Origin of the sequence: Rhodococcus sp. BP-160 (assembly GCF_019836205.1) — a bacterium.
Classification (GTDB): domain Bacteria; phylum Actinomycetota; class Actinomycetes; order Mycobacteriales; family Mycobacteriaceae; genus Rhodococcoides.
In genome coordinates, this window is sequence record NZ_JABUEK010000005.1 from 270,498 (window position 1) to 294,742 (window position 24,245).

The 24,245-nt window shown below is 69.2% G+C and carries 25 protein-coding genes; 3 read left to right on the forward strand and 22 right to left on the reverse strand.

The window, feature by feature from the left end; translation table 11 throughout:
- Window positions 1-167: 167 nt before the first annotated feature.
- Both HQ306_RS19330 and HQ306_RS19335 read right to left on the reverse strand, forming a co-directional pair.
- On the reverse strand, window positions 168-881 hold the full coding sequence (locus HQ306_RS19330) for a hypothetical protein (protein WP_222633167.1): 714 nt from the start codon (window positions 879-881) through the stop codon (window positions 168-170).
- Between the two features lie 42 nt (window positions 882-923).
- Window positions 924-1,616 carry a carbonic anhydrase gene (locus tag HQ306_RS19335; RefSeq protein ID WP_051613514.1) on the reverse strand — a complete coding sequence of 231 codons (693 nt, stop codon included), beginning with the start codon at window positions 1,614-1,616 and terminating at the stop codon, window positions 924-926.
- Window positions 1,617-1,685: 69 nt separating this feature from the next.
- Between HQ306_RS19335 and HQ306_RS19340 the strand changes: the two genes are divergently transcribed.
- Window positions 1,686-2,558 carry an A/G-specific adenine glycosylase gene (locus HQ306_RS19340; protein WP_222633168.1) on the forward strand — a complete coding sequence of 291 codons (873 nt, stop codon included), beginning with the start codon at window positions 1,686-1,688 and terminating at the stop codon, window positions 2,556-2,558.
- Here the strand turns inward: HQ306_RS19340 and HQ306_RS19345 are convergent.
- Window positions 2,490-3,278, reverse strand: a complete 789-nt coding sequence (locus HQ306_RS19345; protein ID WP_222633169.1) for an alpha/beta fold hydrolase — start codon at window positions 3,276-3,278, stop codon at window positions 2,490-2,492. The genes HQ306_RS19340 and HQ306_RS19345 overlap by 69 nt on opposite strands.
- Window positions 3,279-3,314: 36 nt before the next feature.
- Here HQ306_RS19345 and HQ306_RS19350 point away from each other — a divergent pair, with 36 nt between their 5' ends.
- Together HQ306_RS19350 and HQ306_RS19355 are read left to right on the forward strand one after the other, a co-directional pair.
- Window positions 3,315-3,641 carry an antibiotic biosynthesis monooxygenase gene (locus HQ306_RS19350; protein WP_027506456.1) on the forward strand — a complete coding sequence of 109 codons (327 nt, stop codon included), beginning with the start codon at window positions 3,315-3,317 and terminating at the stop codon, window positions 3,639-3,641.
- Between the two features lie 83 nt (window positions 3,642-3,724).
- Window positions 3,725-5,140, forward strand: a complete 1,416-nt coding sequence (locus HQ306_RS19355; RefSeq protein WP_222633170.1) for a serine hydrolase — start codon at window positions 3,725-3,727, stop codon at window positions 5,138-5,140.
- Here the strand turns inward: HQ306_RS19355 and HQ306_RS19360 are convergent.
- From HQ306_RS19360 to HQ306_RS19450, 19 genes are all read right to left on the reverse strand, one after another.
- Window positions 5,137-5,574, reverse strand: coding sequence for an OsmC family protein (locus tag HQ306_RS19360; RefSeq protein WP_027506457.1), 438 nt, complete (start codon window positions 5,572-5,574; stop codon window positions 5,137-5,139). The two genes, HQ306_RS19355 and HQ306_RS19360, sit on opposite strands and share 4 nt — an antisense overlap.
- A gap of 76 nt (window positions 5,575-5,650) precedes the next feature.
- Window positions 5,651-6,403, reverse strand: coding sequence for a VOC family protein (locus HQ306_RS19365; protein WP_222633171.1), 753 nt, complete (start codon window positions 6,401-6,403; stop codon window positions 5,651-5,653).
- A 103-nt stretch (window positions 6,404-6,506) separates the two neighbouring features.
- The gene (locus HQ306_RS19370; protein ID WP_027506459.1) at window positions 6,507-9,041 is read right to left on the reverse strand and encodes an ATP-dependent Clp protease ATP-binding subunit; all 2,535 of its coding nucleotides are present in this window, start codon (window positions 9,039-9,041) and stop codon (window positions 6,507-6,509) included.
- Window positions 9,042-9,429: 388 nt separating this feature from the next.
- Window positions 9,430-9,783 (reverse strand): Lsr2 family protein, encoded by a 354-nt coding sequence (locus HQ306_RS19375; protein WP_222633172.1) that lies wholly within the window; start codon window positions 9,781-9,783, stop codon window positions 9,430-9,432.
- 111 nt (window positions 9,784-9,894) lie between these two features.
- Window positions 9,895-11,427, reverse strand: a complete 1,533-nt coding sequence (gene lysS, locus HQ306_RS19380; protein ID WP_222633173.1) for a lysine--tRNA ligase — start codon at window positions 11,425-11,427, stop codon at window positions 9,895-9,897.
- Window positions 11,428-11,449: 22 nt separating this feature from the next.
- Window positions 11,450-11,896, reverse strand: a complete 447-nt coding sequence (locus tag HQ306_RS19385; protein WP_027506462.1) for a rhodanese-like domain-containing protein — start codon at window positions 11,894-11,896, stop codon at window positions 11,450-11,452.
- On the reverse strand, window positions 11,896-12,432 hold the full coding sequence (locus HQ306_RS19390; RefSeq protein WP_235579015.1) for a cysteine dioxygenase family protein: 537 nt from the start codon (window positions 12,430-12,432) through the stop codon (window positions 11,896-11,898). The genes HQ306_RS19385 and HQ306_RS19390 overlap by 1 nt, the downstream gene beginning before the upstream one ends.
- Window positions 12,433-12,571: 139 nt before the next feature.
- On the reverse strand, window positions 12,572-13,366 hold the full coding sequence (locus tag HQ306_RS19395) for a type III pantothenate kinase (protein ID WP_222633174.1): 795 nt from the start codon (window positions 13,364-13,366) through the stop codon (window positions 12,572-12,574).
- The gene (gene panD / locus HQ306_RS19400; RefSeq protein ID WP_222633175.1) at window positions 13,366-13,806 is read right to left on the reverse strand and encodes an aspartate 1-decarboxylase; all 441 of its coding nucleotides are present in this window, start codon (window positions 13,804-13,806) and stop codon (window positions 13,366-13,368) included. Before panD ends, HQ306_RS19395 begins: the two co-directional genes overlap by 1 nt.
- 59 nt (window positions 13,807-13,865) lie before the next feature.
- A complete protein-coding gene (gene panC, locus HQ306_RS19405; protein ID WP_027506466.1) occupies window positions 13,866-14,795 on the reverse strand; it encodes a pantoate--beta-alanine ligase in 930 nt (309 codons plus the stop codon).
- Between the two features lie 10 nt (window positions 14,796-14,805).
- Complete coding sequence (locus HQ306_RS19410) at window positions 14,806-15,732, reverse strand: Rossmann-like and DUF2520 domain-containing protein (protein WP_222633176.1); 927 nt, start codon at window positions 15,730-15,732, stop codon at window positions 14,806-14,808.
- A 140-nt stretch (window positions 15,733-15,872) separates the two neighbouring features.
- Window positions 15,873-16,994 carry a DUF6779 domain-containing protein gene (locus HQ306_RS19415; RefSeq protein ID WP_222633177.1) on the reverse strand — a complete coding sequence of 374 codons (1,122 nt, stop codon included), beginning with the start codon at window positions 16,992-16,994 and terminating at the stop codon, window positions 15,873-15,875.
- A gap of 79 nt (window positions 16,995-17,073) precedes the next feature.
- Entirely contained in the window at window positions 17,074-17,541 is a 468-nt protein-coding gene (locus HQ306_RS19420) for a DUF3180 domain-containing protein (protein ID WP_027506469.1), read from the reverse strand.
- Window positions 17,538-18,065 (reverse strand): 2-amino-4-hydroxy-6-hydroxymethyldihydropteridine diphosphokinase, encoded by a 528-nt coding sequence (gene folK, locus HQ306_RS19425; RefSeq protein WP_027506470.1) that lies wholly within the window; start codon window positions 18,063-18,065, stop codon window positions 17,538-17,540. The genes HQ306_RS19420 and folK overlap by 4 nt, the downstream gene beginning before the upstream one ends.
- Complete coding sequence (gene folB / locus HQ306_RS19430; protein WP_027506471.1) at window positions 18,062-18,427, reverse strand: dihydroneopterin aldolase; 366 nt, start codon at window positions 18,425-18,427, stop codon at window positions 18,062-18,064. Before folB ends, folK begins: the two co-directional genes overlap by 4 nt.
- Complete coding sequence (gene folP / locus HQ306_RS19435; RefSeq protein ID WP_222633241.1) at window positions 18,424-19,251, reverse strand: dihydropteroate synthase; 828 nt, start codon at window positions 19,249-19,251, stop codon at window positions 18,424-18,426. The genes folB and folP overlap by 4 nt, the downstream gene beginning before the upstream one ends.
- Window positions 19,252-19,296: 45 nt before the next feature.
- Window positions 19,297-19,923 carry a GTP cyclohydrolase I FolE gene (folE, locus tag HQ306_RS19440; protein WP_027506473.1) on the reverse strand — a complete coding sequence of 209 codons (627 nt, stop codon included), beginning with the start codon at window positions 19,921-19,923 and terminating at the stop codon, window positions 19,297-19,299.
- A 103-nt stretch (window positions 19,924-20,026) separates the two neighbouring features.
- A complete protein-coding gene (ftsH, locus tag HQ306_RS19445) occupies window positions 20,027-22,690 on the reverse strand; it encodes an ATP-dependent zinc metalloprotease FtsH (protein ID WP_261770083.1) in 2,664 nt (887 codons plus the stop codon).
- Between the two features lie 204 nt (window positions 22,691-22,894).
- Window positions 22,895-24,241 carry an amidase gene (locus HQ306_RS19450; RefSeq protein ID WP_222633178.1) on the reverse strand — a complete coding sequence of 449 codons (1,347 nt, stop codon included), beginning with the start codon at window positions 24,239-24,241 and terminating at the stop codon, window positions 22,895-22,897.
- Window positions 24,242-24,245 lie beyond the last annotated feature (4 nt).

Below are 24,245 nucleotides of genomic sequence, written 5' to 3' on the forward strand. Positions count from 1 at the left end.
CGGCCTCCGGCCTTCCCGTTCGACTGATCGGCCGGCTCCCGGCCTTCCCGTTCGATTAGTCAGCCGGTCTTCCCGGAGGGGTTTCGTGTTCGCGCTGCGACTGCAGCACCTGCCGGAACGCGGAACTGCCGCGGGAACCGACCTCGCTGAGGCGGAACGGACGTGCGCTACGTGATGTTGAACGTCTCCGGCGCGCTGCGCAGCTGGCCGAGCTGGCCGACCACGCTGTATCCGCCGGGTCCCACCGGGTTCCGCGGCGCCGCGCACCCGGGCTCGGAGGTGGTCGCGGACCACTTCACGGCGAACGGCGCCTGCTCACCGGGCTGCAGCGTGCGGATGTCGGGAGTCGTGGTGGGGAAGCAGTCGACGTTCGACCAGAGTCGCTGACCCTCCAGCGTGTAGACCAGCACCTGCTGCAGACCCGAACCCAGATCGCGCTCGCATGCCGAGGTTCCGATGTTGGTGACGACGACGGTGAACGCCGGCTCCTGCCCCGCGGGGTAGGACGGCTGATCGGGCGAGGCCTTCACGGCGAGAGACTGATCCGTGCACTGACCGGGAGCGACGGGCGCAGAGGACGTCGTGGCGGACGTGGACGTCGCCGACGACGAGGACGCGGCGTCTCCGCCTCCGCCGCCACCACCGGAACCTCCTGCCGGAGCTGAGCCTCCGGTCGCGGACGCGTCGGGGCGGTACGTCGTGGCAGCGGACGGTGCGAGCGAGGCGGATGCCGCGGTGGACTCGGAATCCTGCGACCCGCCACCGGCGAGCGACACCACCAGCCACACCACGAGTCCGATGACCACCACTGCGCCACCGATCGCGAGCGCGCGGCGTCGCCAGTAGATCTCGGGAGGCAAGGGTCCGTTCGGCTCGAGCACAGGTCAACCGTATGTGCCGACGCGGTGACCGAGCGGCACCTACTACGGCGTGTCGCTCGCCGTCGCCGACGAGGTGAGCAGATCACTCGCATCGGTGCGGTCGGTCGACCCCATCTCGACGTGTCCGATGTCGCCCAGCGCGCCCTGGAACTCCACCTTGCCCTCGGCCAGCTTGTACGTGAGGCCGACGATGGCGAGTTTTCCCGCGGCGACGCGCTTCTCGAGGATCGACGACCGATCGATCAGCAGCTTTCCGGTCTCGAGGACGTGGCGCGCCTCGACGTCGTCGGCGCGCGTGTACCCCAGTCGGTGGGCGTTGAGGACGGACGGCGTGACCCGCTCGACGATGTCGCGGATGAAGCCACCGGGGACGGTGCCCTCGTCCAGCGCGTTGATGGTCGCCTTGACGGCACCACAGCTGTCGTGGCCGAGAATGACGATCAGCGGCGCTTCGAGGACCTCGGCGCCGAACTCCAGGGAACCCAGAACGGCCGAGTCGACGACCTGGCCGGCCGTGCGGACGACGAACATGTCGCCGAGGCCCTGGTCGAAGATGATCTCGGCTGCCACCCGGGAATCGGAGCACCCGAAGACGATCGCGGTGGGGTGTTGACCGTCGACGAGCGACGCGCGGTGATCCACCCCCTGGCTGGGATGCTCCGGGCGGCCGTCGACGAAACGGCGATTACCCTCGACGAGTGCGTTCCATGCTGAGCGGGGACTCGAATTAGGCATGGCCTCATTGTTACCGAAACATGAGTCACCCGCCGGTGGCGGCCCCGACTTCCGGGAAGGATCACAGACATGGACAGCGAGGTTCTGGTCTCGTGGTACCGACGCGAGGCCAGGGATCTGCCCTGGCGCCGTAGCGGTGTCAGCGGGTGGCAGATCCTGATGAGCGAGATGATGCTGCAGCAGACTCCGGTGGCGCGGGTCGCTCCGATCTGGGTCGAGTGGGTACAGCGATGGCCGGTGCCGTCCGCCATGGCCGCGTCATCGCGGGCCGACGTCCTGCGGGCCTGGGGCAAGCTCGGCTATCCCCGTCGCGCCGCACGCCTGCACGACTGCGCCGCCGTCCTCGCCGAGCACCACGGCGACGAGACGCCGTCGGATGTCGAGACGCTGCTGACCCTGCCGGGTGTCGGGGCGTACACCGCGCGCGCCGTCGCCTGCTTCGCCTACGGGCAGCGGGTCCCCGTCGTCGACACCAACGTGCGGCGCGTCGTCGCCCGTGCGGTCCACGGCCGCGCCGAGCCCGGAAACCCCAGCACCACACGAGATCTCGCAGACACCGAGGCCTTGCTACCCGAGGACGTCGCCACCGCGGCCACTCTGTCGGCGGCACTGATGGAGCTCGGCGCCGTCATCTGCACCGCACGCAATCCCGCCTGCGCGGACTGCCCGCTCCCGTCGTGCGCGTGGGTCGAGGCCGGTCGGCCGGCGCACGACGGACCGCCGAGGAAGGTGCAGAAGTTCGCCGGAACCGATCGGCAGGTGCGCGGAAAACTGATGGACGTACTGCGCTCCACGATGGGTCCGGTGGAGAAGTCCGAGCTCGATCTGGTGTGGACGACCGATCCCGGCCAACGTGACCGTGCCCTGAACTCGCTACTGGTCGACGGGCTCGTCGAGCAGACGTCCGCCGGCGCCTTCGCGCTCGCCGGGGAGGGCTCGTAGGAACGACTCGACAGCGCGCCGGTACTCCCCCGGCCGATCGTCGTGCACCAGATGCCCGGCGCCGGCGACCACCTCGTACGTCGAGTCGTGATGCAGTGCAGCCATTCTCGCCATCTGACCCGCTGGAGTGACCGTGTGCTCCGCCTCGAGCAGCAGCGCGGGAGCACGCACTGCTCGCCACTCGTCCCAGAAGTCGCGTCGTCCCCATTCGTCCGAGATCGCCGCGAACGTGTCCACGTCTCCGTGCAGGTGCAGCCCGTCCGGCGTCCGCTCGAAGGAGTCGAGGAAGTACTGCCCCGCGACGTCACCGAAGTACGCCAGAACCGCGGCCTCGTCGGGGAACGGCTGGGGCCACGCACGGATGACGGCGGCCCACCCGTCGGAGGTGCGACCGCGGAAGTCGGGAGCCATGTCCTCGACGACGATCCCGCGCACCCGCTCCGGTTCGCGCGCCGCGAGGCACCACGCGTGGAGCGCGCCCATGGAGTGACCGATCAGGATCACGGACTCGAACGGCGCCAGCGCCTCGCGCAGCTCGTCGACGAACGCCTCGGTGGTGAGGGTCGCCGGAGCAGCACGCCCGTGTCCCGCCGCCCGGGCGGCGAGCACGTGGCCGTGCTCCCGCAACCAGGGCACCTGCCGCCGCCACGTGTCCGGGCCGCCCATCAGGCCGTGCAGCAGCACGAGGGGCACTCCGGAGCCGCCGTGGTCGTCCAGCATCGCTCGACCGTAACCGTCGCAGGTAGCCTCGGGTCCATGCCAGTGGTCAAGATCAACGCCATCGAGGTGCCCGAGGGCGCCGGCCCCGAACTCGAGAAGCGCTTCGCCGCCCGCGCCGGATCGGTCGACGGCTCACCCGGTTTCCTCGGTTTCCAGCTGCTCCGCCCGGTCAAGGGCGAGAGCCGCTACTTCGTCGTCACGCAGTGGGAGGACGAGGAGTCGTTCCAGGCCTGGTCGGGTGGACCGGCTCGCGAGGCCCATTCCGGTGAGCGGGCGAAGCCGGTCGCCTCGGGTGCCTCGTTGCTGGAGTTCGACGTCGTCCTGGACGTTCCGGCCCGTCGAGACGGACCGGCCGACCGGTAAACCCGGACATGACTGTAGGTAAGGTCGGTTCTTCACGGCAGTTCGAGCCACAGCAGTTCGAGCGGGAACGAGGTCGGCGACACATGCCCACGTCACGCAGGTACGCCATTCTGGCCGCTGCCGTCACCGCGACTCTCACGCTCGCCGGATGCTCCGCAGGCGTCGATCCGCTGCTCGAGTCGGGAGCCGCGCGCGGCGACGGATCCACGACGGAACCCGCCGACACGACCGCTGCCCCGGCCGCCGGCGCGCCGATCACGGCGGTCACCGACACCGTCCTCGGTTGGATCACGACGCCGGACCCCACCACGCTCGACCCGGCCGCGATCGACTCCTTCGCGGCGCCCGAGCTGGCGCAGGCACTGGCTCAGGTCGGCGGGCTGCTCGGTCCCGTCGCGCAGATCCTGGCGAGTGGCCCCCTCACCGTGGGCGAACGGACCGAGGACGGCCTCGAGTCCACCGTGCAACTGAGCACCGGCCGGAACGCGCCCGTGACGCTACGACTGCGCGCCACCGAGGACGGCCTGCTGTCCGGGATCCAGGCTCTGCCCGACACCGAGGGCGTCGACTCCTTCGCCTCGTCGGACGCCGCGCTCACCGCTCTCGGTGCCCGCACGTCCTACGTCGCCTCCCGCGTCACCGACGGCACCTGTACTCCCGTTCACAGCCTGAACGCGGACGACTCCCTGCCGCTCGCCTCCGTCGCGAAGCTGTACGTGCTCGGCGCGGTCGCGCGGGCCGTCGACAACGGGACGCTGTCGTGGGACGAGCAGTTGACCGTGACCGACGCACGCAAGTCGGCCCCGTCGGGACAGTTGCAGTTCGCTCCCGAGGGAACACCGGTGACGGTGCGCGAGGCGACCGACGCGATGATCGCGATCAGCGACAACACGGCCACCGATCTGCTGATGGATCGCATCGGACGGGACGCGGTCGAGTCCGAGGTCACCATCATGGGCGCCGCGAATCCTGCGGCGCTGACGCCCTTTCCGACGACGCGCGAGTTCTTCGTGCTCGGGTGGGGACGGCCGGACCTGCGGGCGCAGTGGCGCGACGCCGACACGCAGACCCGCCGCGACATCCTGGCCGGTATCGAGAATCGCACCATCGACAGCGAACCCGTCGATCCGGTGACCGCCGACCTCGACTACCAGGGCATCGCGACGAGGCCCGGTACGCCGGACGGAGTCGAGTGGTTCGGCAGCGCGAACGACATCTGCCGCGCGTACGCGGCGTTGATCACGGGTCCGCAGAGCGACGTCGTGCGCCAGGTCCTCGCGCTGAACCCCGGCGCCGAGGTCGATCCCGCTCGCTGGCCGTACGTGGGCTACAAGAACGGCAACGCCGCGGGCGACGTGGCGGGGTCCTGGCTCTTGACCGACGCTCGGGGACAGGACTGGGTGGTGGCCACCCAACTGCAGTCCGACGAGGCGATCGGCCCCCTGGACAACGCCTACGCGTTCGCCGTCGTCCAGGGGACGTTCGAGCTGTTGCGTTAGCTCTCGAGAGCGGCGTCGAGCGTGATCTCGACGCCCGTCAGGGCCTTGCTCACCGGGCAGGTCTCCTTGGCGTTCTGCGCTGCCTTCGCGAAGCCGTCGGCGTCCAGACCGTCGACCTCACCGCGCACCGTGATCGTGATGCCGGTCAGCTTGAAGCCGACCTCGTCCGGTCCGAGCGACACCTCGGCGGTGACGTCGAGGCTCTGCGGAGTGCCACCGGCCTCGGCGATGACGGCCGAGAGCTGCATGGCGTAGCAGGACGAGTGCGCTGCGGCGATGAGCTCCTCGGGGCTGGTGGTGCCGCCCGCGTCGTCCGCCGCACGCTTGGGGAACGACACGTCGTACGTGCCGACCTTCGAGCTGGAGAGCTCGACCTGTCCCGAGCCTTCCTCGAGTGAACCGTTCCATGCTGTCCGTGCTGTACGAGTAGGCATCAGCCATCCTTGTCGCTGGGGAACTCTTGACTCGTTCAGAGTATCCAGCGGCTGTCGACTTCGAACCGATGCCAGGTCAGACGCTCGGGTCGACGGCGATCACCGCAAGGACGTTGCCGGACGGGTCGGTGAACCACGCGATGTCCGGGCCGTTCCCCCGCATGACACCCTTGTCGTCCTGCGGTGCCCCGTCGTATCGGACGAACTCGACACCTCGCGCTGTGAGGTCGGCGACCGTGGCGTCGATGTCACGCGTCGGGATGTTCAGTACGGTGTGCGTGGCCGGTACGTGATCCGGCTTGGGGTAGGCGAGCATGCTGGTGCGTCGGTCGATGCGAATCCAGGAAGTACCCATCTCGGACGGCAGCACGCGCATGCCCAGGACATTGCGGTAGAAGCGCGTGGTGTCCTCCATGTCTCGGACCGCGATGCCGGAGAACGGCGTCGTCGGAGCGCCCATCTGCGCTTCCATCTCGTCCCGCAGACGGACCAGCTGGATCCAGTTGCCGTCGGGATCCTTCGCGGTGGCGAACAGGTCCCCGTCGCGGCTCTCGAGGGGACTCACCCACTCGCCGCCGAGCGCGTCGATTCGACCGGCGACCGCCTCCGGGTCGTCCGGTTCCACGTTCAGGACGACGCGCGCACCCTCTCGATTCGGGCCCGTCACGTCGTCACGCTTGTCGAACATGACGAAGAAGCCGTCGAGGTCGATCACGGTGTACGGGCCCATCGACATCGGCGGCGCCTCGAACACCTCCCCGTACCACCGGGCGAGCGCTTCGGGATCGGGGCTGGACAGGAGCATCGAGTTCACGGTTGCAGTAGCCATACCGGTACAGACCGGGCGGTGCGGCCGAACTCATCGCGAGAGACACCACGAACGCAGAACGGGCGGGACCCGTGAGGGTCCCGCCCGTTGCCGTGCGTACGTACTACTCGGAGCTCTCGCCCGACTTCGCCAGGTCGACGGTCAACTCGTCGGGAAGGCTGATCGGCTTCTTCTCGCCGCGGAAGGTGAAGACTGCGTCCTCGCCCTGTCCTTCGCCGTCCCAGTTGTCGACGTCGACCAGCACGATCTGACCCGGCTCGATCTCGCCGAACAGGATCTTCTCGGACAGCTGGTCCTCGATCTCGCGCTGGATGGTGCGACGCAGCGGACGCGCACCCAACACCGGGTCGAATCCACGCTTGGCCAGGAGCGCCTTGCCCTTGTCCGTGACCTCGATGGCCATGTCCTTGTTCTTGAGCGCAACCTCCACCCGCGCCAGCATGAGATCGACCATCTGGATGATCTCGTCCTTGGTGAGCTGGTGGAAGACGACGATGTCGTCGATGCGGTTCAGGAACTCGGGGCGGAAGTGCTTCTTCAGCTCGTCGTGCACCTTGAGCTTCATGCGCTCGTAGTTGGAGCCACTGCCCTCACCCGAGGAGAAGCCCAGCCCGACGGCCTTGGAGATGTCCGACGTACCGAGGTTCGAGGTGAAGATCAGCACGGTGTTCTTGAAGTCGACCGTACGACCCTGACCGTCGGTGAGACGGCCGTCCTCGAGCACCTGCAGGAGCGTGTTGTAGATCTCCTGGTGAGCCTTCTCGATCTCGTCGAACAGCACCACGGAGAACGGCTTGCGGCGCACCTTCTCGGTGAGCTGGCCACCCTCTTCGTAGCCCACGTATCCGGGGGGCGCACCGAACAGACGCGATGCGGTGAACCGGTCGTGGAACTCGCCCATGTCGATCTGGATGAGCGCGTCGTCCTCGCCGAACAGGAAGTTCGCCAGAGCCTTCGACAGCTCCGTCTTACCCACACCGGACGGGCCGGCGAAGATGAACGAGCCGGACGGACGCTTCGGGTCCTTCAGTCCTGCGCGGGTACGGCGGATGGCCTTCGAGACCGCCTTGACCGCCTCGACCTGGCCGATGATGCGCTTGTGGAGTTCGTCCTCCATGCGCAGGAGACGCGTGGTCTCCTCCTCGGTCAGCTTGAACACGGGGATGCCGGTCCAGTTGCCCAGGACCTCGGCGATCTCGTTGTCGTCGACCTCGGCGATGACGTCGAGGTCTCCGCTACGCCACTGCTTCTCGCGCTCGGCGCGCTGCGCGACGAGCTGCTTCTCCTTGTCGCGCAGGTTGGCGGCCTTCTCGAAGTCCTGCGCGTCGATCGCGGACTCCTTCTCCCGACGAGCATCGGCGATCTTGTCGTCGAAGTCGCGCAGGTCCGGCGGCGCCGTCATCCGACGGATGCGCATGCGCGCGCCCGCCTCGTCGATGAGGTCGATCGCCTTGTCCGGCAGGAAGCGGTCGTTGATGTACCGGTCGGCCAGGGTCGCGGCCGCCACGAGCGCGCTGTCGGTGATCGAGACGCGGTGATGCGCCTCGTACCGGTCGCGCAGACCCTTGAGGATTTCGATCGTGTGATCGACCGACGGCTCGCCGACCTGCACCGGCTGGAAGCGACGCTCGAGGGCCGCGTCCTTCTCGATGTACTTGCGGTACTCGTCGAGCGTGGTGGCACCGATGGTCTGGAGCTCACCACGAGCGAGCTTCGGCTTCAGGATGGAGGCCGCGTCGATCGCGCCCTCGGCAGCACCCGCGCCGACGAGCGTGTGCAGCTCGTCGATGAACAGGATGATGTCGCCGCGGGTGTTGATCTCCTTGAGCACCTTCTTCAGGCGCTCCTCGAAGTCACCGCGGTACCGGCTGCCGGCGACGAGCGAGCCCAGGTCCAGCGTGTAGAGCTGCTTGTCCTTGAGCGTCTCGGGAACCTCGCCGTTGACGATCGCCTGCGCGAGGCCCTCGACGACGGCGGTCTTGCCGACGCCGGGCTCACCGATGAGCACCGGGTTGTTCTTGGTACGGCGGCTCAGCACCTGCATGACGCGCTCGATCTCCTTCGCGCGTCCGATGACCGGGTCGAGCTTGCCCTCGAGTGCGGCCTGCGTGAGGTTGCGGCCGAACTGGTCGAGCACCAGCGACGTGGACGGTGTGCCCGCCTCGCCGCGGCTGCTGCCGGACTCGCTGGGCTCCTTGCCCTGGTATCCGGACAGGAGCTGGATGACCTGCTGGCGCACGCGGTTGAGATCGGCGCCGAGCTTGACCAGCACCTGCGCAGCCACACCCTCGCCCTCACGGATGAGGCCGAGCAGGATGTGCTCCGTGCCGATGTAGTTGTGTCCGAGCTGCAGCGCCTCACGCAGGCTGAGCTCGAGGACCTTCTTGGCACGCGGAGTGAACGGGATGTGCCCGGACGGTGCCTGCTGGCCCTGGCCGATGATCTCCTCGACCTGGCTGCGTACACCTTCGAGGGAGATCCCGAGCGACTCCAGAGACTTCGCCGCCACGCCTTCACCCTCGTGGATGAGACCCAGCAGGATGTGCTCCGTGCCGATGTAGTTGTGGTTGAGCATCCGGGCCTCTTCTTGGGCCAGGACGACGACGCGCCGTGCGCGGTCGGTGAACCTCTCGAACATCGCTCTCCCTCACACTGATGACGGGGCAGGCGTCGGACCCTCTAGTCCGAACCTCGAGCCCGACTCTCACTCTAGTTGCCGTGACCTTCGAGTGCCGCTCCGCCGGGGAAGTTCATCCGACGGCGAACGGTGGCTCCCACGCCCTCGGCGCGTCCATCGGGACGACACCGGCACCCTTGTATGCAGTCACAACGCACTGCACCGGAGATTCGTTACCACGAGCGACAGCGGATTCACCGTTCCCGCCTTCGCCCGCAGCGAACGGCCTACTCCTGATCGGCACCCACGGCAATGGGTCGGCGTGATGAGACGTGACGGACATTCCGCCCATCCATTGGAGTCATTGTCATTCAATCGAATGACAATGACTCCGACAGACAGGACAGAATCACGAAGAAAGTTCCCAGGCCCGCACGATCTCGGACGATATGCGGCCCCGCGCGCTGATCTCGAAACCTTGCGTGCGCGCCCATTCCCGTATTGCAGCACTGCGCGCCCGATCGGCCGCTCCGCGTGTCCGCGTGCCCCCGGACGAGCTCGCGGCCGACCCTCCCCCGGTCGTCCGCGTCGACACCCGCCGCGCGTGCTGGATCCACTGATCCATGACTTTCCGCAGCTCATCGGCGTTCGAGTTGGACAGATCCAACTCGAACCACGTGCCGTCCAACCCGATCGACACCGTCTCGTCAGCCGGCACGTTGTCGACGTCGTCGACCAGCGTGACCGTCACCTTCTTGACCATTCGACGCATTCCCCCCTCCGAACACAGCGACACTTTTCGCCGAGCAGGATCGATAGTAGCGCGCATTACCGAGGCCTTGCAGCGTACCGAGTGGAATGTTCCATTCGGGCGTCAGCCGCGGTCGGGACGCACCAATGGAAAGAGGATGGTCTCGCGAATACCCAGCCCTGTGAGCGCCATCAGAAGGCGGTCGATGCCCATTCCCGTACCCGTTGTGGGCGGCATCGCGTACTCCATGGCGGTGAGGAAGTCCTCGTCGAGGACCATGGCCTCGTCGTCGCCGGCCGACGCCAGCCGGGCCTGATCGACGAAGCGCTCGCGCTGCACGACGGGATCGACGAGCTCCGAGTAGCCGGTGGCGAGCTCGAAGCCCCGCACGTAGAGGTCCCACTTCTCCACCACACCGGGGATGCTGCGATGGGCCCGGACCAGAGGCGACGTCTCCACGGGGAAGTTGCGGACGAACGTCGGAGTGTGGAGCTGGTCCCCGCAGCTGTGCTCCCACAGCTCCTCGACCAGCTTGCCGTGGCCCCACCCCTTGTCCGTCGGCACGGCGAGACCCACCCGATCGGCCAGCGCACGCAGGTCGTCCGGGCTTGTCTCCGGTGTCACCTCGATACCGACGGCGGCCGACAACGACGGGTACATCTCGATGGTGGTCCACTCGCCCGCGAAGTCGTACGCGGAACCGTCCGCGAGGGTGACCTGGAGCGACCCGTACACGGCCTGGACGACTTCCTGCACGAGCTCGCGCGTCATCACCGCGGAGTCGTCGTAAGTGCCGTAGGCCTCGTACGTCTCGAGCATCGCGAACTCCGGGGAGTGCGTGGAGTCGATGCCCTCGTTGCGGAAGTTGCGGTTGATCTCGAAGACCCGGTCGATGCCGCCCACGACCGCCCGCTTGAGGAACAGTTCGGGAGCGATGCGGAGGAACAGGTCGATGTCGAGCGCGTTCGAGTGCGTCGTGAACGGTCGGGCCGCGGCGCCGCCGTGCAGCGTCTGGAGCATCGGGGTCTCGATCTCCAGGAATCCGCGGCGCTCGAGCCCGTCACGCAGTGCGCGCAGCGCGGCGACGCGGCGGCGGGCGTTCTCCCGCGCCTCGGGACGCACGATGAGGTCGACGTACCGCTGGCGGACGCGGGACTCCTCGTTCATCTCCTTGTGGGCGACGGGCAGGGGCCGCAGCGACTTGGACGCCATCTGCCACTCGTCCGCCATGACGCTCAGCTCGCCGCGTCGGGAGCTGATCACCTCGCCGTGCACGAAGATCATGTCGCCGAGATCGACGTCCGACTTCCACAGCGCCAGCGCGTCCTCGCCGACACCGGCGAGGGAGATCATGGCCTGGAGCTGCGTGCCGTCCCCGTCCTGCAGCGTCGCGAAGCAGAGCTTGCCGGTGTTGCGCAGGAAGATGACGCGACCGGCCACCCCCACCTGCTCGCCGGTGTGCGTGTCCGGCTCGAGCGCGGGATGCGCAGCCCGGACCTCGGCCAGCGAGTGCGTCCTCGCGACCGACACCGGATACGCCTCGCGCCCGGACTCCAGCAGCCGGGCGCGCTTCTCGCGGCGGATGCGCACCTGTTCCGGGGTGTCGTCGGTGGGAACGGCGGCGGGGTCGGTGTCTGCTCGTGGTGTCTCGGTCACGACTGCCCAGCCTATAGAGAGGTCAGTGCGCGACGAGAGTGCGCCCTTCGCGCAGGCAGTGCCGTGCGCTCCCCACGACGCCGGTGAGCCCGGCGTCGACGATGGCGCGGTACCCACCGATGACGTCGGACGCTCGCGTGAGCCCCAGTTCCTGCAGCGCCGCGGCGGCCAGCGAGGAGGTGTAGCCCTCGGAGCACAGCACGATCCACTCGACGTCGTGATCCACCGCGATGGCCAGGCGTGCGCTGCTCGTGGGGTCGCACCGCCACTCGAGGACGTTGCGCTCGACGGCCAGTGCCCCCGGCATGGTCCCTTCCAGCGCGCGCTGCGCCTGGGGGCGGATGTCGACGAGTACCGCGCCGCGCGCGACGGCATCGGCCAGCTCGGAGACGTCCGTGCGGCGGTACGTGGACCGTGCGCGCTCGAGCATGTCGTCGATGCTCGATCGGGTGGTGGGTCGAGTCGTCATCACGCGTCTCCCTCGGGCAGGTCGGTCAGGACGGACCGGGTGCGGCGCAGAGCACCGCGCTCGCCGATCTCGTAGTAGGACATGGCCGTCAGCGGCGGCGAGTACGCGTGCACGCTCAGTGTCGGACCGCTCACGGTCACCGGGTCCGATGTCGGGGCCGGTGCGTGGGTGACGTCGTGGACCCACCCCAGCGGGAAGGACGCCTGATCACCCGCGTCCAGGCGGCGGTGATGCAGACCCTCACCGTTCCAACGGTATTCGCTGAGCGAGCCGCTCAGGACGGTCAGCGCGCCGAGCGATCCGGCGTGGTCGTGCAGTTCGGTGGACTTGTCCGGCACCCAGCTGATGAGCCACAGGTCGACCAGATCGTCCGAATGCAGACGGGCACACCACCGTTCACCGGCTGGGAACACTCCACCGGGCGGGAGGAGCGCATCATGGCGACCGTCGAGCACGTCCGCCGCACCTTGATCGGTGAGGCGCAGCAGATCGGCGGGACGCAGAGAGGTGGGGGCGACAGCAGAGAGCGAGAGCACGACAGGACTCCAGGGAGGTGTGATGACAGTCAGGGCAGGCGTCAGCCCTGACAACACTCCCGAGCACCCGTGCGATCAGTCACCCCGAAAGTGTGGCACACCGTTCGGCAGCGCGCCACCTCGACCGTCGTGGCCTCGATCAGCGGCGACGGGCCTGATTGCGCTCGTAGACCAGCCGCAGTCCCGCCAACGTGAGGTCCGGCTCGATGCGATCGATCGACGAGGAGTCGTCCATGACGAGCGACGCCGTGTCGCCGGTGGCCACCACGACGACGTCGTCGCCGTCGAAGCCGGGCACCTCGCGGCACACCCGATCGACGATGCCGTCGACGAGGCCGGCGAACCCGAAGATCGCACCCGACTGCATGGCCTCGACGGTGTTCTTGCCGAGAACGCCTCGGGGCCGGACCAGTTCGACCTTGCGCAGCGCCGCGGAGCGGGACGCGAGCGCGTCCATGGAGATCTCGAGTCCGGGTGCGATCGATCCGCCCAGGAACTCCCCCTTCGCCGACACGACGTCGACACACGTGGACGTCCCGAAGTCGACGATGATGCACGGGGCGTCGTACAGGTGGTGGGCCGCGAGGCTGTTGACGATGCGGTCGGCGCCCACCTCTTTCGGATTGTCCACCAACAGAGGCACTCCCGTGCGCACACCGGGCTCGACGACCACGTGCGGAACGTGCGACCAGTACCGCCCCAGCATCGTCCGGAGCTCGCGCAGCACCGACGGGACCGTCGAGAGCGCCGCGACACCCGTGATGGTCTCCACGTCGGGACCGAGGAGACCGCGAAAGGTCAACGCGAGCTCGTCCGCCGTCATCGACGCGTCCGTCCGCATCCGGCGTTGCCGCGTGAGCCGCGCGTGGTCACCGCTGCCGGTGAACACGCCCAACACGATGTTGGTGTTGCGGACGTCGACGGTGAGCAGCATCAGACCGAGACCGTGTCACGCGTGTCCGCGGTGAGTGTGCGCGGCGAGATCAGTCCGGAGCCGGCCGGGCTGTCCGCCGGATCGGAGCCAACCTGGACGGGGCGGTTGTCGGCGTCGACGAACACCACGTTCGGCGCGTACTCGGCGACCTCGGCCGGATCGAGGATGCCGTAGGCGATGATGATCACCAGATCACCCGGGTGCACGAGATGCGCTGCGGCGCCGTTGATCCCGACCACTCCCGAACCACGCTGCCCCGCGATGACGTAGGTCTCGAGCCGAGCACCGTTGTCGATGTCCACGATGGTCACCTGCTCACCCTCGAGCAGCGCGGCGGCGTCGAGCAGGTCCTGATCGATGGTCACCGACCCCACGTAGTGCAGATCGGCGTGGGTCACGGTGGCGCGGTGGATCTTCGAGGTCATCATCGTGCGGAGCATGGTGGGTCCTTACCTGTCTGGAGCCGGGCGGAGTTGCGGGCAGGCCGGTCGAAGTGGAGTCAGGAGTGGCCGAGATGGCGTTGTCCAGCTGCGGATTCCGGATCGCGACCCTGGAATCCGGTACCGAGAGCGACGCCCACGTTGTCGAGCAGGCGCGTGGTGCCCACGCGGGCGGCGACCAGCAACCGGCCGTCTCCCTCCTCGGGTGCGTCACGGAGATCGGCTCCGCGTACCTCGAGGTAGTCGACGTCCACCTCCGGCACCGTGTCGAGCACCGACTGTGCCGCCGCCAGAACGGCATCCGAACCACCCTCGGCAGCATGGGTGCCGGCGATCAGCGCTGCCGACAGGGCCACCGCGAGGGACCGCTGGTGCTCGTCGAGGTACCGGTTGCGCGAGGACAGGGCGAGACCGTCGGACTCGCGGACGATGGGGACGCCGCGGATCTCGACGTCGATGTTCAGGTCGCGCACCATCTGGTCGATGAGGACCAGCTGCTGGTAGTCCTTCTCCCCGAAGTAGGCCGTGGTGGGTGCGACGATGCCGAGCAGCTTCGCGACCACCGTCAGCATCCCGGCGAAATGGCCGGGCCGCGAAGCGCCTTCGAGTTCGGCACCGAGCGGACCGGGGTGCACCGTCGTCCGCGGACCGTGCGGGTACATGTCCTGCACACTCGGGACGAAGGCCAGTTCCACCCCGGCTGCGCGCAGCACGTCCAGGTCGGCGTCGAGGGTGCGCGGGTACGCGTCGAGATCCTCCCCCGCCCCGAACTGCAGCGGGTTGACGAAGATCGACACCACGACGACAGCGCCGCTCCGCTTCGCCATCTCCACGAGCTGGACGTGACCGGCGTGCAACGCACCCATGGTGGGCACGAGCGCGACTCGGCGTCCCGCCGAGCGCAGGGCACGGGTGACCGACCGGACGACATCGGGTGCGTGATGCACCGTCAGTTCACCCGGTGTGTACGCGCCGTCGAGTGCACTCACGGCTGCCTCCTCATTCGTTGTCCCGCAGGACGTTCATCACGGTGTCGTCCGCGCCGGCCCGCTCGGCCGTACGCAGTGACATCGCGCGATAGCCCGCGGCGATCCGCGGGTCGAGATCGGTCAACGCATCGAGATGCCTGGACACCGTCGCCCCGTCGCCGCGCGCCACCGGACCGGTCAACGCGCCCTGTCCGCTGCGCAGCACGTTGTCCAACGCCGCCGACAGCAGTGGCGCCAGAACCCGCTCCGCCACACCACCGGGACGCTGTTCCACCGGCTGTTGGCCGGGAAGTTCCTCGTGGGCCAACGCGTCCCGCAGCGCGTCGAGGGCGTCGACGACCAGAGTGATCAGGTGATTCGACCCGTGGGCCAGCGCCGCGTGGTACAGCGTGCGCGCCTCCTCGGGCACACCCACGGGCTCGCCGCCGATCTCGAGCACCAGTCCCTGCGCGATCGCGAGGCCGATCTCGTCGGCCGCCGTGATGCCGAAGCACGCGGTCGCCAGACGGTCGGTGTCCTCGGGTTTGCCGCTGAAGGTCATCGCGGGGTGCACGGCCATCGTCACCACTCCTCGGCCCGCCAGCGGCGCGAGGATGCCGACACCGTTGGCGCCGGACGTGTGCAGCACGAGAGTTCCGGGCGACACCGCATCGGTGCGCGCCAACCCGCGGACCAGCGCGTCCAGTTCCTGATCCGGCACCGCCAGGATCAGCAGTTCACTGCGCCGCGCCACATCCGTGGCCGGCATGATCTCCGCGTCGGGGAGGCGGGTCTCGGCGCGGCGCCGGGACGCGTCGGAGACGGCGGCACAGCCGAACACGACGTGGCCGACGCGTTCGAGCGCCTCACCCAGCGCGGTACCGACCCGGCCTGCGGACACGACACCGACGGACAGGCGCGCCGGGGCGGGGTCGGACGTGACTCGATCGGGGGACAAGAAGGGTCCTCTCGGGGATACAGTTCCAGTCCCGCTCGGCGGGTACCGGACTCATCGACGCCCACACTAGTGTCCGGCGTCGACCGACCGCCATGCGACGCCGGTCACACCCGCGGCGCAGATCTCACTCGGCGAAGCCACTACTCGGCACGGCGGCGCCGGCGACCCGATCCTGTCGACGCGTCCGCGGTGCCCATCCCCGCGAGGATGTCCGCGACGGAGCGCCCACTCGAATGTGCTCCCGACCCTGCGTCGACCGGTGCGTCGGACTCGTCGTCCGGATCCGCAGCGCGTCGTCGACCGCCCGACTGCACGGGTGCGACGGGCGCGGGTTCCGGAAGCTCGGGCTCTTCCGGCTCGGGTTCGGGCTCGACGTCCAGGGTCGGCAGCGGATCGGGTTCGGGCTGCGGCTCGGGTTCGGGTAGCGGCTCGGGTTCCGGCAGGGGTTCGGGCTCGGGTTCGGGTTCCGGCAGCGGTTCCGGCTCGGGCTCGGGTTCGGGTTCGGGCAGCGGTTCCGGCTCGGGGGCGACGGGAATGCTGTCGGCGCGGTGACTCGACGGGTTCCATTCGGGGGTGCGCGGCGACTGCGGTGCGGGTGCCGGATGGAAGGTGCCGTCGTGATCGAACTCGCCGCCGATGACCGACGTCTCCGCCGTGACCGGGTCGTCGAAGGGAGTGGCAAAGCCGGGCCGGGAGTAGGTCGGATCGGGGGCGAAGCTCGGCGGGCGGGTGCGCGATCCGGGAACGTACAGACCGGACGGCGCCGGCTCGTAGCCGCTGTAGGAGCGCTCGGCCAGCTCCCGCATCCGCATCGCCTCGCCGGCGATGGCAGCGCGGTCGTCCGGCAACTCGCCGTCGAACAGCATCTCGAGGCTGCGGCGCAGCGACGCGAGTTCGGCTCGGAGAGCACGCATCTCGTCTCCGTCGGCACCGATCTCGGCGCGCACCCGCGACTCGACGCCGAGCTCGTACTCGCGGCGCGCGGCAATCTCCCGCTCCAGCTGGAGCTCGTAGACGGTCTGCAGATCGCGCGCCTTCATCTGATCCACCGCGGCGTCGCGGCGGTACTTCGTCATCGCGAACGCGCCGAGAACGGCGGCCCACAGCGCTGCCACGATGCCCACGCGCAGCAGCGGAACGCTGTCGCTGAGGATCATCAGAACGCTGGCCACCACGCCCAGCAGAACCAGACCGGCGAGAGCCGTGTGGTTGCCGCCGCGTTTCGTGCGACGGTTCGCCTTGCTCCTGCCGGTGTCCGTCATGAATCCCAGGGTAACGGCTCGGGCGGCTGTCGCACTTCACCATGCACGGACGGGGTGTCCGAGGACGGCCGCGATCGGGTCAGTGGGCGGGCTCGTCGGCTCCGTCGTCCGGTGTCCGGCAGCAGTGCTCGAGCCACAGGGCAGCGGCCACGGCGACGATCCCGGCGACGAGGCCGATCAGCGCTCCCGGCGTGTCCTCCGACGCCGCGCGCACCGAGGACCGCAGGGGCAGCAGATGGATCAGCAGACCGGCCCACACTCCCGCCGCCGCTGCACCGACGAGGGCCGCGGCCTTCGCCAGTGCGACGGCGCGGGCGACCGTGATCGGATGCAGCTGGCCGGGCCCGGGGCCGATCCTGCGGGTGCGCAATCGGGACCGCACCAGCAGACCCACGACCACGAGGACGACCGCCACCGGATACAGCGACGCTCCGGCGAACGTCGAGATCGGCGGAACAGACCCGTAGAACGAGGACGCGAGGATCCAGGTGGCCACCACGGCGAACGCCGCGAGCGCGACGAGGTCGCGCACGCGCGTCGGGCTCACGTGGAGTCACCGCCGGCCCGCCCGCAGCGCACCGGGTCCCACAGCCGTGTCTCGGTGCGACGCACACCGGCGCGTTCGGACTCCGGCAGCTCGGCCAGCAGGTCGCGCACCGATCGGCCACGCAGCACGGCGTCGGGATCCGCGTCCAGCCACGGTGCGAGGACGAAGGCGCGCTCGTGCGCCAGTGGGTGCGGAAGAATCAGCTCGGGGTCGTCGCTGACGACGTCGTCGCACACGACGATGTCCACGTCGACGGTCCGCGGTCCCCAGCGCTGCACCCGCTCGCGGTGAGCGGCCGTCTCCAACTGCTGTCCCCGTCGCAACCAGCCCCGGCAGTCGGTGTTCTCGTCGTCCACGATCACGACGGCGTTGAGGAAGTCCTGCTGGTCGATGCCGCCCCACGGGGCGGTGGCGAACACGGTCGACACCGCGACGACGGCGTCACCGAGACCCTCGACCACGGCCCGCAACTGCTGTTCGCTGTCCCCGATGTTGCTCCCGATCGAGAGCACCGCGCGGGTCACGCAGACCTCGATCGGGTCACCACGACGGCCACGTCCGTGAAGGTCAGGGGGATCGGAGCCGACGGCTTGTGCAGGGTGACCTCGACGCGTTCCACGCGCGGATCCGTCAGGACACCGTCGGCGATCTCGCTCGCGACCGTCTCGATGAGATCGCGACTCGGCCCCGCGACGACCGCGGCGGCGGCCTCGGCCAACTCGCCGTAGTGCGCCGTCTTCGTCAGGTCGTCCGATGCCGCGGCCGGGGCGAGATCCATGTGGACGACGAGGTCGACGAGGAAGTCCTGCCCGTCGCGCTTCTCGTGGTCGAAGACACCGTGATTGCCGCGCACGGTCAACCCGCGCAGCTCGATGCGATCGGTCATGTCGTGCCTTTCGGTTCGGTCGGGCCGTGCCATTGCCGGTGCACGGCGAGAGCGTCGAGAGTGCCGACGGCGTCGTGGACGCGCACCCCCCAGGCGCCCGCCACGGCGGACAGCACCGAGATCGCGGCCGTCGCAGCGTCGCGGCCGTGCGGAGGGCGAGGCTGCCCGTCGCGGGCGAGCAGAGTGCCGAGGAATCGTTTGCGGGACGCACCCACCAGCACGGGAATGCCCGTGTCGACGAGACGATCGAGTCGGCGGAGCAACGCCCAGTTGTGCTCCGCGTTCTTGGCGAAGCCGAGCCCCGGATCGAGGACGATGCGGGAACTGTCCACCCCGGCGGCGACGGCCGCGTCGACCTGACGGAGCAGTCCGCTGCGCACGTCCTCGACGATGTCGCCGTAGTCGTGCTCCTCCGCGGCACCCGGTCGGTGGGTCCAGTCGACGGTGGAACGCCAGTGCATGAGCACCCAGGCGACGCCGGCATCGGCGACGACACCCGCCATGTCGGGATCGGCGCGGCCACCGGAGACGTCGTTGACGATGGACACGCCCGCACCGATCGCCGCAGTCGCCACGGATGCCCGCATCGTGTCGACGCTGACGCACACGCCGTGAGAGACCAACTCGGCGATCACCGGTGCGACGCGCTCCGCCTCGACGGACGGGTCGACGCGGTCGGCTCCCGGACGTGTCGACTCGCCCCCCACATCGACGATGTCGGCACCCGCGGCGTGCAGTTCGAGGCCGTGACGCACCGCGGCGTCGACGTCGAGGTAGCGGCCGCCGTCCGAGAACGAGTCGGCCGTGACGTTGACGACGCCCATCACCACGGGCCCGTCCGCGTGCGGAAGCGTGAACACGAGCGGCGCCTATTTGCGAAGGATGAGATCCAGCGCCTCGGACCGGGACACCGCGCTGGACTGGAACACACCGCGCACGGCGGAGGTGGTGGTGCTGGCGCCCGGCTTACGGATTCCCCGCATCGCCATGCAGAGGTGCTCGGCCTCCATCACCACGATGACTCCGCGCGGTTCGAGCTTGCGCATCATCGCGTCGGCGACCTGCGAGGTGAGACGCTCCTGCACCTGCGGCCGCTTCGCGTATAGGTCGACGACCCGCGCCAGCTTCGACAGGCCCGTCACCCGGCCCGACTTGCCCGGGATGTAGCCGACGTGCGCGACGCCGTGGAAGGACACCAGGTGGTGCTCGCACGTCGAGTACATCGGGATGTCCCGCACGAGGACGAGCTCGCGGTGCGCCTCGTCGAACGTCGTTCCCAGCACCTCGTCGGGATCGACGAACAGTCCGCCGAACATCTCCCGGTATGCACGCGCCACTCGAGCGGGCGTGTCCTTCAGCCCCTCGCGCTCGGGGTCCTCACCCACCGCGAGCAGCAGCTCGCGAACGGCCGCCTCGGCGCGCTCCTGATCGAACGTCCGACCGGACACCACGGACACGGGCTCGTCGATCGACTGATCGGCTTGGTTGACGGACACGGGAGGTCCCTTCGCTGACGGACGCGCTGCCGATGGATCAGAGCAGCCGGAGTGATGTGCGGGCGGGTGCGGCCGCACGGACGAGAGGGTCGGACGAGCGACTCTAGCGCGCGTCCGGGCCCTCCCACCGCTGGGTGTTCGGCGGCAGCTGGGGATCCTCGGCCTCGTCACGCGGAGGCTGGTACTGCCCCTCCGGGTTCTGCGGGTTGCGGTACCGCGGCTCGGGCTGAGCCGGCTCCCCCACACCCGAACCGGGGTACTGCCCGTACGGCTGCGGATCCTGGTACGGCTCCTGATAGGGCTGCGGTTCCTGGTACGCCTGCGGTTCCCGATAGGGCTGGGGTTCCTGGTAGGGCTGGGGTTCCTGGTAGGGCTGGGGCTCGTCGTACCCGCGCGGTTCCTGATACCCACGCGGACCCTGGTAGCCCTGCGGGTCACCCTGACCCTGAGGCTGCCCGTATCCCTGCGGCTGCCCGTATCCCTGCGGCTGCCCGTATCCCTGCGGCTGCCCGTAACCCTGCGGCTGCCCGTAGCCCTGCGGCTGGCCGTAACCCTGCGGCTCCGGGTACCGAGGTGCCTCGTTCTCGCGAGGAGGCCATCCCGGTGCGGACCAGCCGGCCGGTGCGCCGTAGTCGGGCATCGAGGAGCCGGGACGGCCGCCGCGATGTGCGCCACCCTGACCGTTCGGGGTCGACCCGTTCTGGCCCTGCCCGTTCTGACCGTGACCGTTCTGGCCGTGCCCGTTCTGGGCGTGGCCGTTCTGGCCGTTCTGTGCCTGACCGTTCTGGGCCTGGCCGGCGTAGCTCGGCTCCTTGACGATCGAGACGGGAGGCCACGGCTCCCCGCGCTCGGTCGCGAGCTCGCGCGGCGTCTTCACCGGGGGCTTCGACGACGGAACTCGATCACCGAAGTCGTTGAACGCGGTGATGCGGGGACGCTTCTCGACGCCGGTGAAGATCTTCTCCAGATCCTTGCGCGTGAGCGTCTCGCGCTCGAGCAGCTCGGTGGCCAGGATGTCGAGGACGTCGCGGTAGTCGTTCAGGATGGCCCATGCCTCGGTGTGCGCGGCCTCGATGAGGTTGCGCACCTCCCCGTCGATCTCCCGGGCGACCTCGTGCGAGTAGTCGGACTGGACGCCCATCGAGCGGCCCAGGAACGGATCGCCCTGCTCCTGGCCGTACCGGACGGCGCCGAGCTTGCTGCTCATGCCGTACTCGGTGACCATGGCGCGAGCGATCTTGGTCGCCTGGTCGATGTCGGACGACGCTCCCGTGGTCGGCTCGTGGAAGACGAGCTCCTCGGCAGCGCGGCCGCCCATCGCCATGACGAGGCGCGCGATCATCTCGGAGCGCGTCATCAGGCCCTTGTCGTCCTCCGGCACCGTCATCGCGTGACCACCGGTGCGGCCGCGGGCGAGGATGGTGACCTTGTAGATCGGCTCGATGTCGGGCATCGCCCACGCCGCGAGGGTGTGACCACCCTCGTGGTACGCCGTGATCTTGCGCTCGTGCTCGCTGATGATGCGGCTCTTGCGTCGAGGTCCGCCGATGACGCGGTCCACCGACTCCTCGAGGGCGGCCTCGGTGACCACGGTGCCGTTCTCCCGCGCCGTGAGCAGTGCGGCCTCGTTGATGACGTTCGCGAGATCCGCGCCCGACATGCCGACGGTGCGCTTGGCCAGACCTTCGAGGTCGGCGTCCTGCGCGATCGGCTTGCCCTTCGAGTGCACCGCGAGAATCGCGCGGCGTCCTGCGAGGTCGGGGGCGCCGACCGGGATCTGCCTGTCGAAACGGCCCGGGCGCAGCAGGGCGGGATCGAGGATGTCGGGGCGGTTGGTCGCGGCGATGAGGATGACGCCGGTGCGCTCACCGAAGCCGTCCATCTCGACGAGCAGCTGGTTGAGCGTCTGCTCGCGCTCGTCGTGTCCGCCGCCCAGACCGGCCCCGCGCTGGCGACCGACGGCGTCGATCTCGTCGACGAAGATGATGCAGGGGCTGTTCTGCTTGGCCTGCTCGAACAGGTCGCGCACACGTGAGGCACCGACGCCGACGAACATCTCGACGAAGTCGGAACCGGAGATGGTGAAGAACGGCACGCCGGCCTCACCGGCGACGGCGCGGGCGAGCAGCGTCTTGCCGGTTCCGGGAGGGCCGTAGAGCAGCACGCCGCGGGGGATCTTCGCGCCGAGTGCCTGGTAGCGGGCCGGGTTCTGCAGGAAGTCCTTGATCTCGTACAGCTCTTCGACCGCTTCGTTCGCGCCTGCCACGTCCGCGAACGTCGTCTTCGGCATGTCCTTGGTGAGCTGCTTGGCCTTGGACTTGCCGAAGCCCATCACACCGCCGCGCCCGCCGCCCTGCATGCGCGACATCACGAAGATGAAGATGCCCAGCAGGATGATCATGGGGAGCAGGAACACCAGGATCGACGTGAACCAGCTGTCCTGCGTCACCTCGGTGTCGTAGCTCTCGGCACCCGACGCGGCGACCTTGTCGAAGATCTGCTGCGACGCGGCGTCCGGGTACTGCGAGATGATCTGCGTCTCGTTGCCGGTGGCGTCGTTGCCGCTCTTCAGCGTCAGACGGACCTGCTGCTCGCGGTCGTCGATCTGCGCGGTCTGCACGTTCTGGTCGTCGAGCTGCGCGACGGCGACCGACGTGTCGACACTCTTCCACCCCCGCGTGTCGTCGCCGAAGTAGCTGAAGGCGAAGATCACCAACAGGATGCCGGCGACTATCGCCAGGTTGCGGAACAAAGTCTTGCGGTTCATACAGCGTCGCCCTCGATGGCAGTCGGACTCACAGGCAGGTGGTCATGGTTCGCGTCGGTCGGCCGGCAGCAGTTCTCGATCGTTGCCGGTTGCGCACCGGACAAGCCAGGTTACCGCGGATGCGGACGGCCGGGCGGCGCGCACATCTCGGTCAACGCGCCGACACGCGGTGAGGTTCCCGCGCCCAGCTGCGCGTGACGAGTGTTACCGGTCGGCCGCGGTGCGTGGCCAGGGCCGATGCTGTTCGATCTGTGCCGCGAGCGCCAGCAGTCGACGCTCGGACCCGGGAGGTCCCGCCAGCTGCACGGCCAGCGGAGTCCCCGACTCGGGATGGAGTCCCGCGGGCACACCCACGGCCGGCCACCCCAGCAAGTTCCACGGTGCCGCGAAGGGTGCGTAGCGAATGTTGGCCGCCATGTTGGCTGCCCACCCGCGCTCGCTCCACCGGTCCGCACGGATCGGCGGCGCGGCGAGCGCCGGCGTCAGCACCACGTCGACACTCTCGAAGTACGAGCGCATGCGTCGCGTGAGCGTCTCGGTCTGCGACGGCCGCACGAACCGTGCCGCTCGCCGACCCACCGCGATGTGGCGACGGGTTCGCTTCTGCAGCGCCGACACGTCGAGCCCCGCGGCGTCCGCGGCTCCGCCGGCCGTCCAGCGGGCGAGCTGCCCGAGTGGACTCGCCGGGTAGGGCAGCGCTGCCGTGCTGGTGCGGTGCCCGATCCGCTCGAGCTCCCGGGCGACGTCGAGTGCGGCCTGCCGGAAGTGGGGATCCACTCGCACGACGGGCGACGGCGACTCCACGGCGACCCCGATGCGCGTGGTCTCGGGAGCGTCGACGTAGGCGAGATCCGGATCGTCCGCCATGACCGAGAGCAGGAGCGCCGCGTCGGCGACGGTCGTGGTCAACGGACCGTTCTCCGACATGCCGAACCACGAGCCGTTGCCCAGTTCGGACGGGACGAGGCCGAGCCCCGGCTTGATGCCGACCAGTCCGCAGTTCGCGGCGGGGATCCGGATGGACCCCATGCCGTCGTTGCCGTGGGCGACGGGCACCATGCCCGAGGCGACCGCGGCGGCGGCGCCACCGGACGATCCGCCCGGGGTGAGGTCGCGGTTCCACGGATTGCGGGCGATGCCGTCGGCACCGTCCGTCGCGCCCCACAGGCACAGCTCGGGAACCGAGGTGAGACCGACGATCACAGCGCCCGCGCCGCGCAGGCGCGCGACCACCGGGTGATCCGCGGCGGCGGGAGTGTCGGATGTCGCGAGCGAACCGTTGCGCATCGGGTAGCCCGTCACCGGGACGTTGTCCTTGATCGCCACCGGAACGCCGGCGAGCGGCAGGGCCCGTAGATTCGCTCGAACGGCGACCGCGTCCGCTTCCCGGAGCACCTCGTCGGGACGCACCACGACGAACGCGTGCAGGTCGTCGTTGCGAGCGGCGATGCGGTCCAACGCTTCTCGGGCGACCGCGGCAGGTTGGACCCGCCCGTTCCGGACGTCGTCCGCGATGGACGTGGCGGTGGGGCCGACCTGTTCGCGCGACATTCGA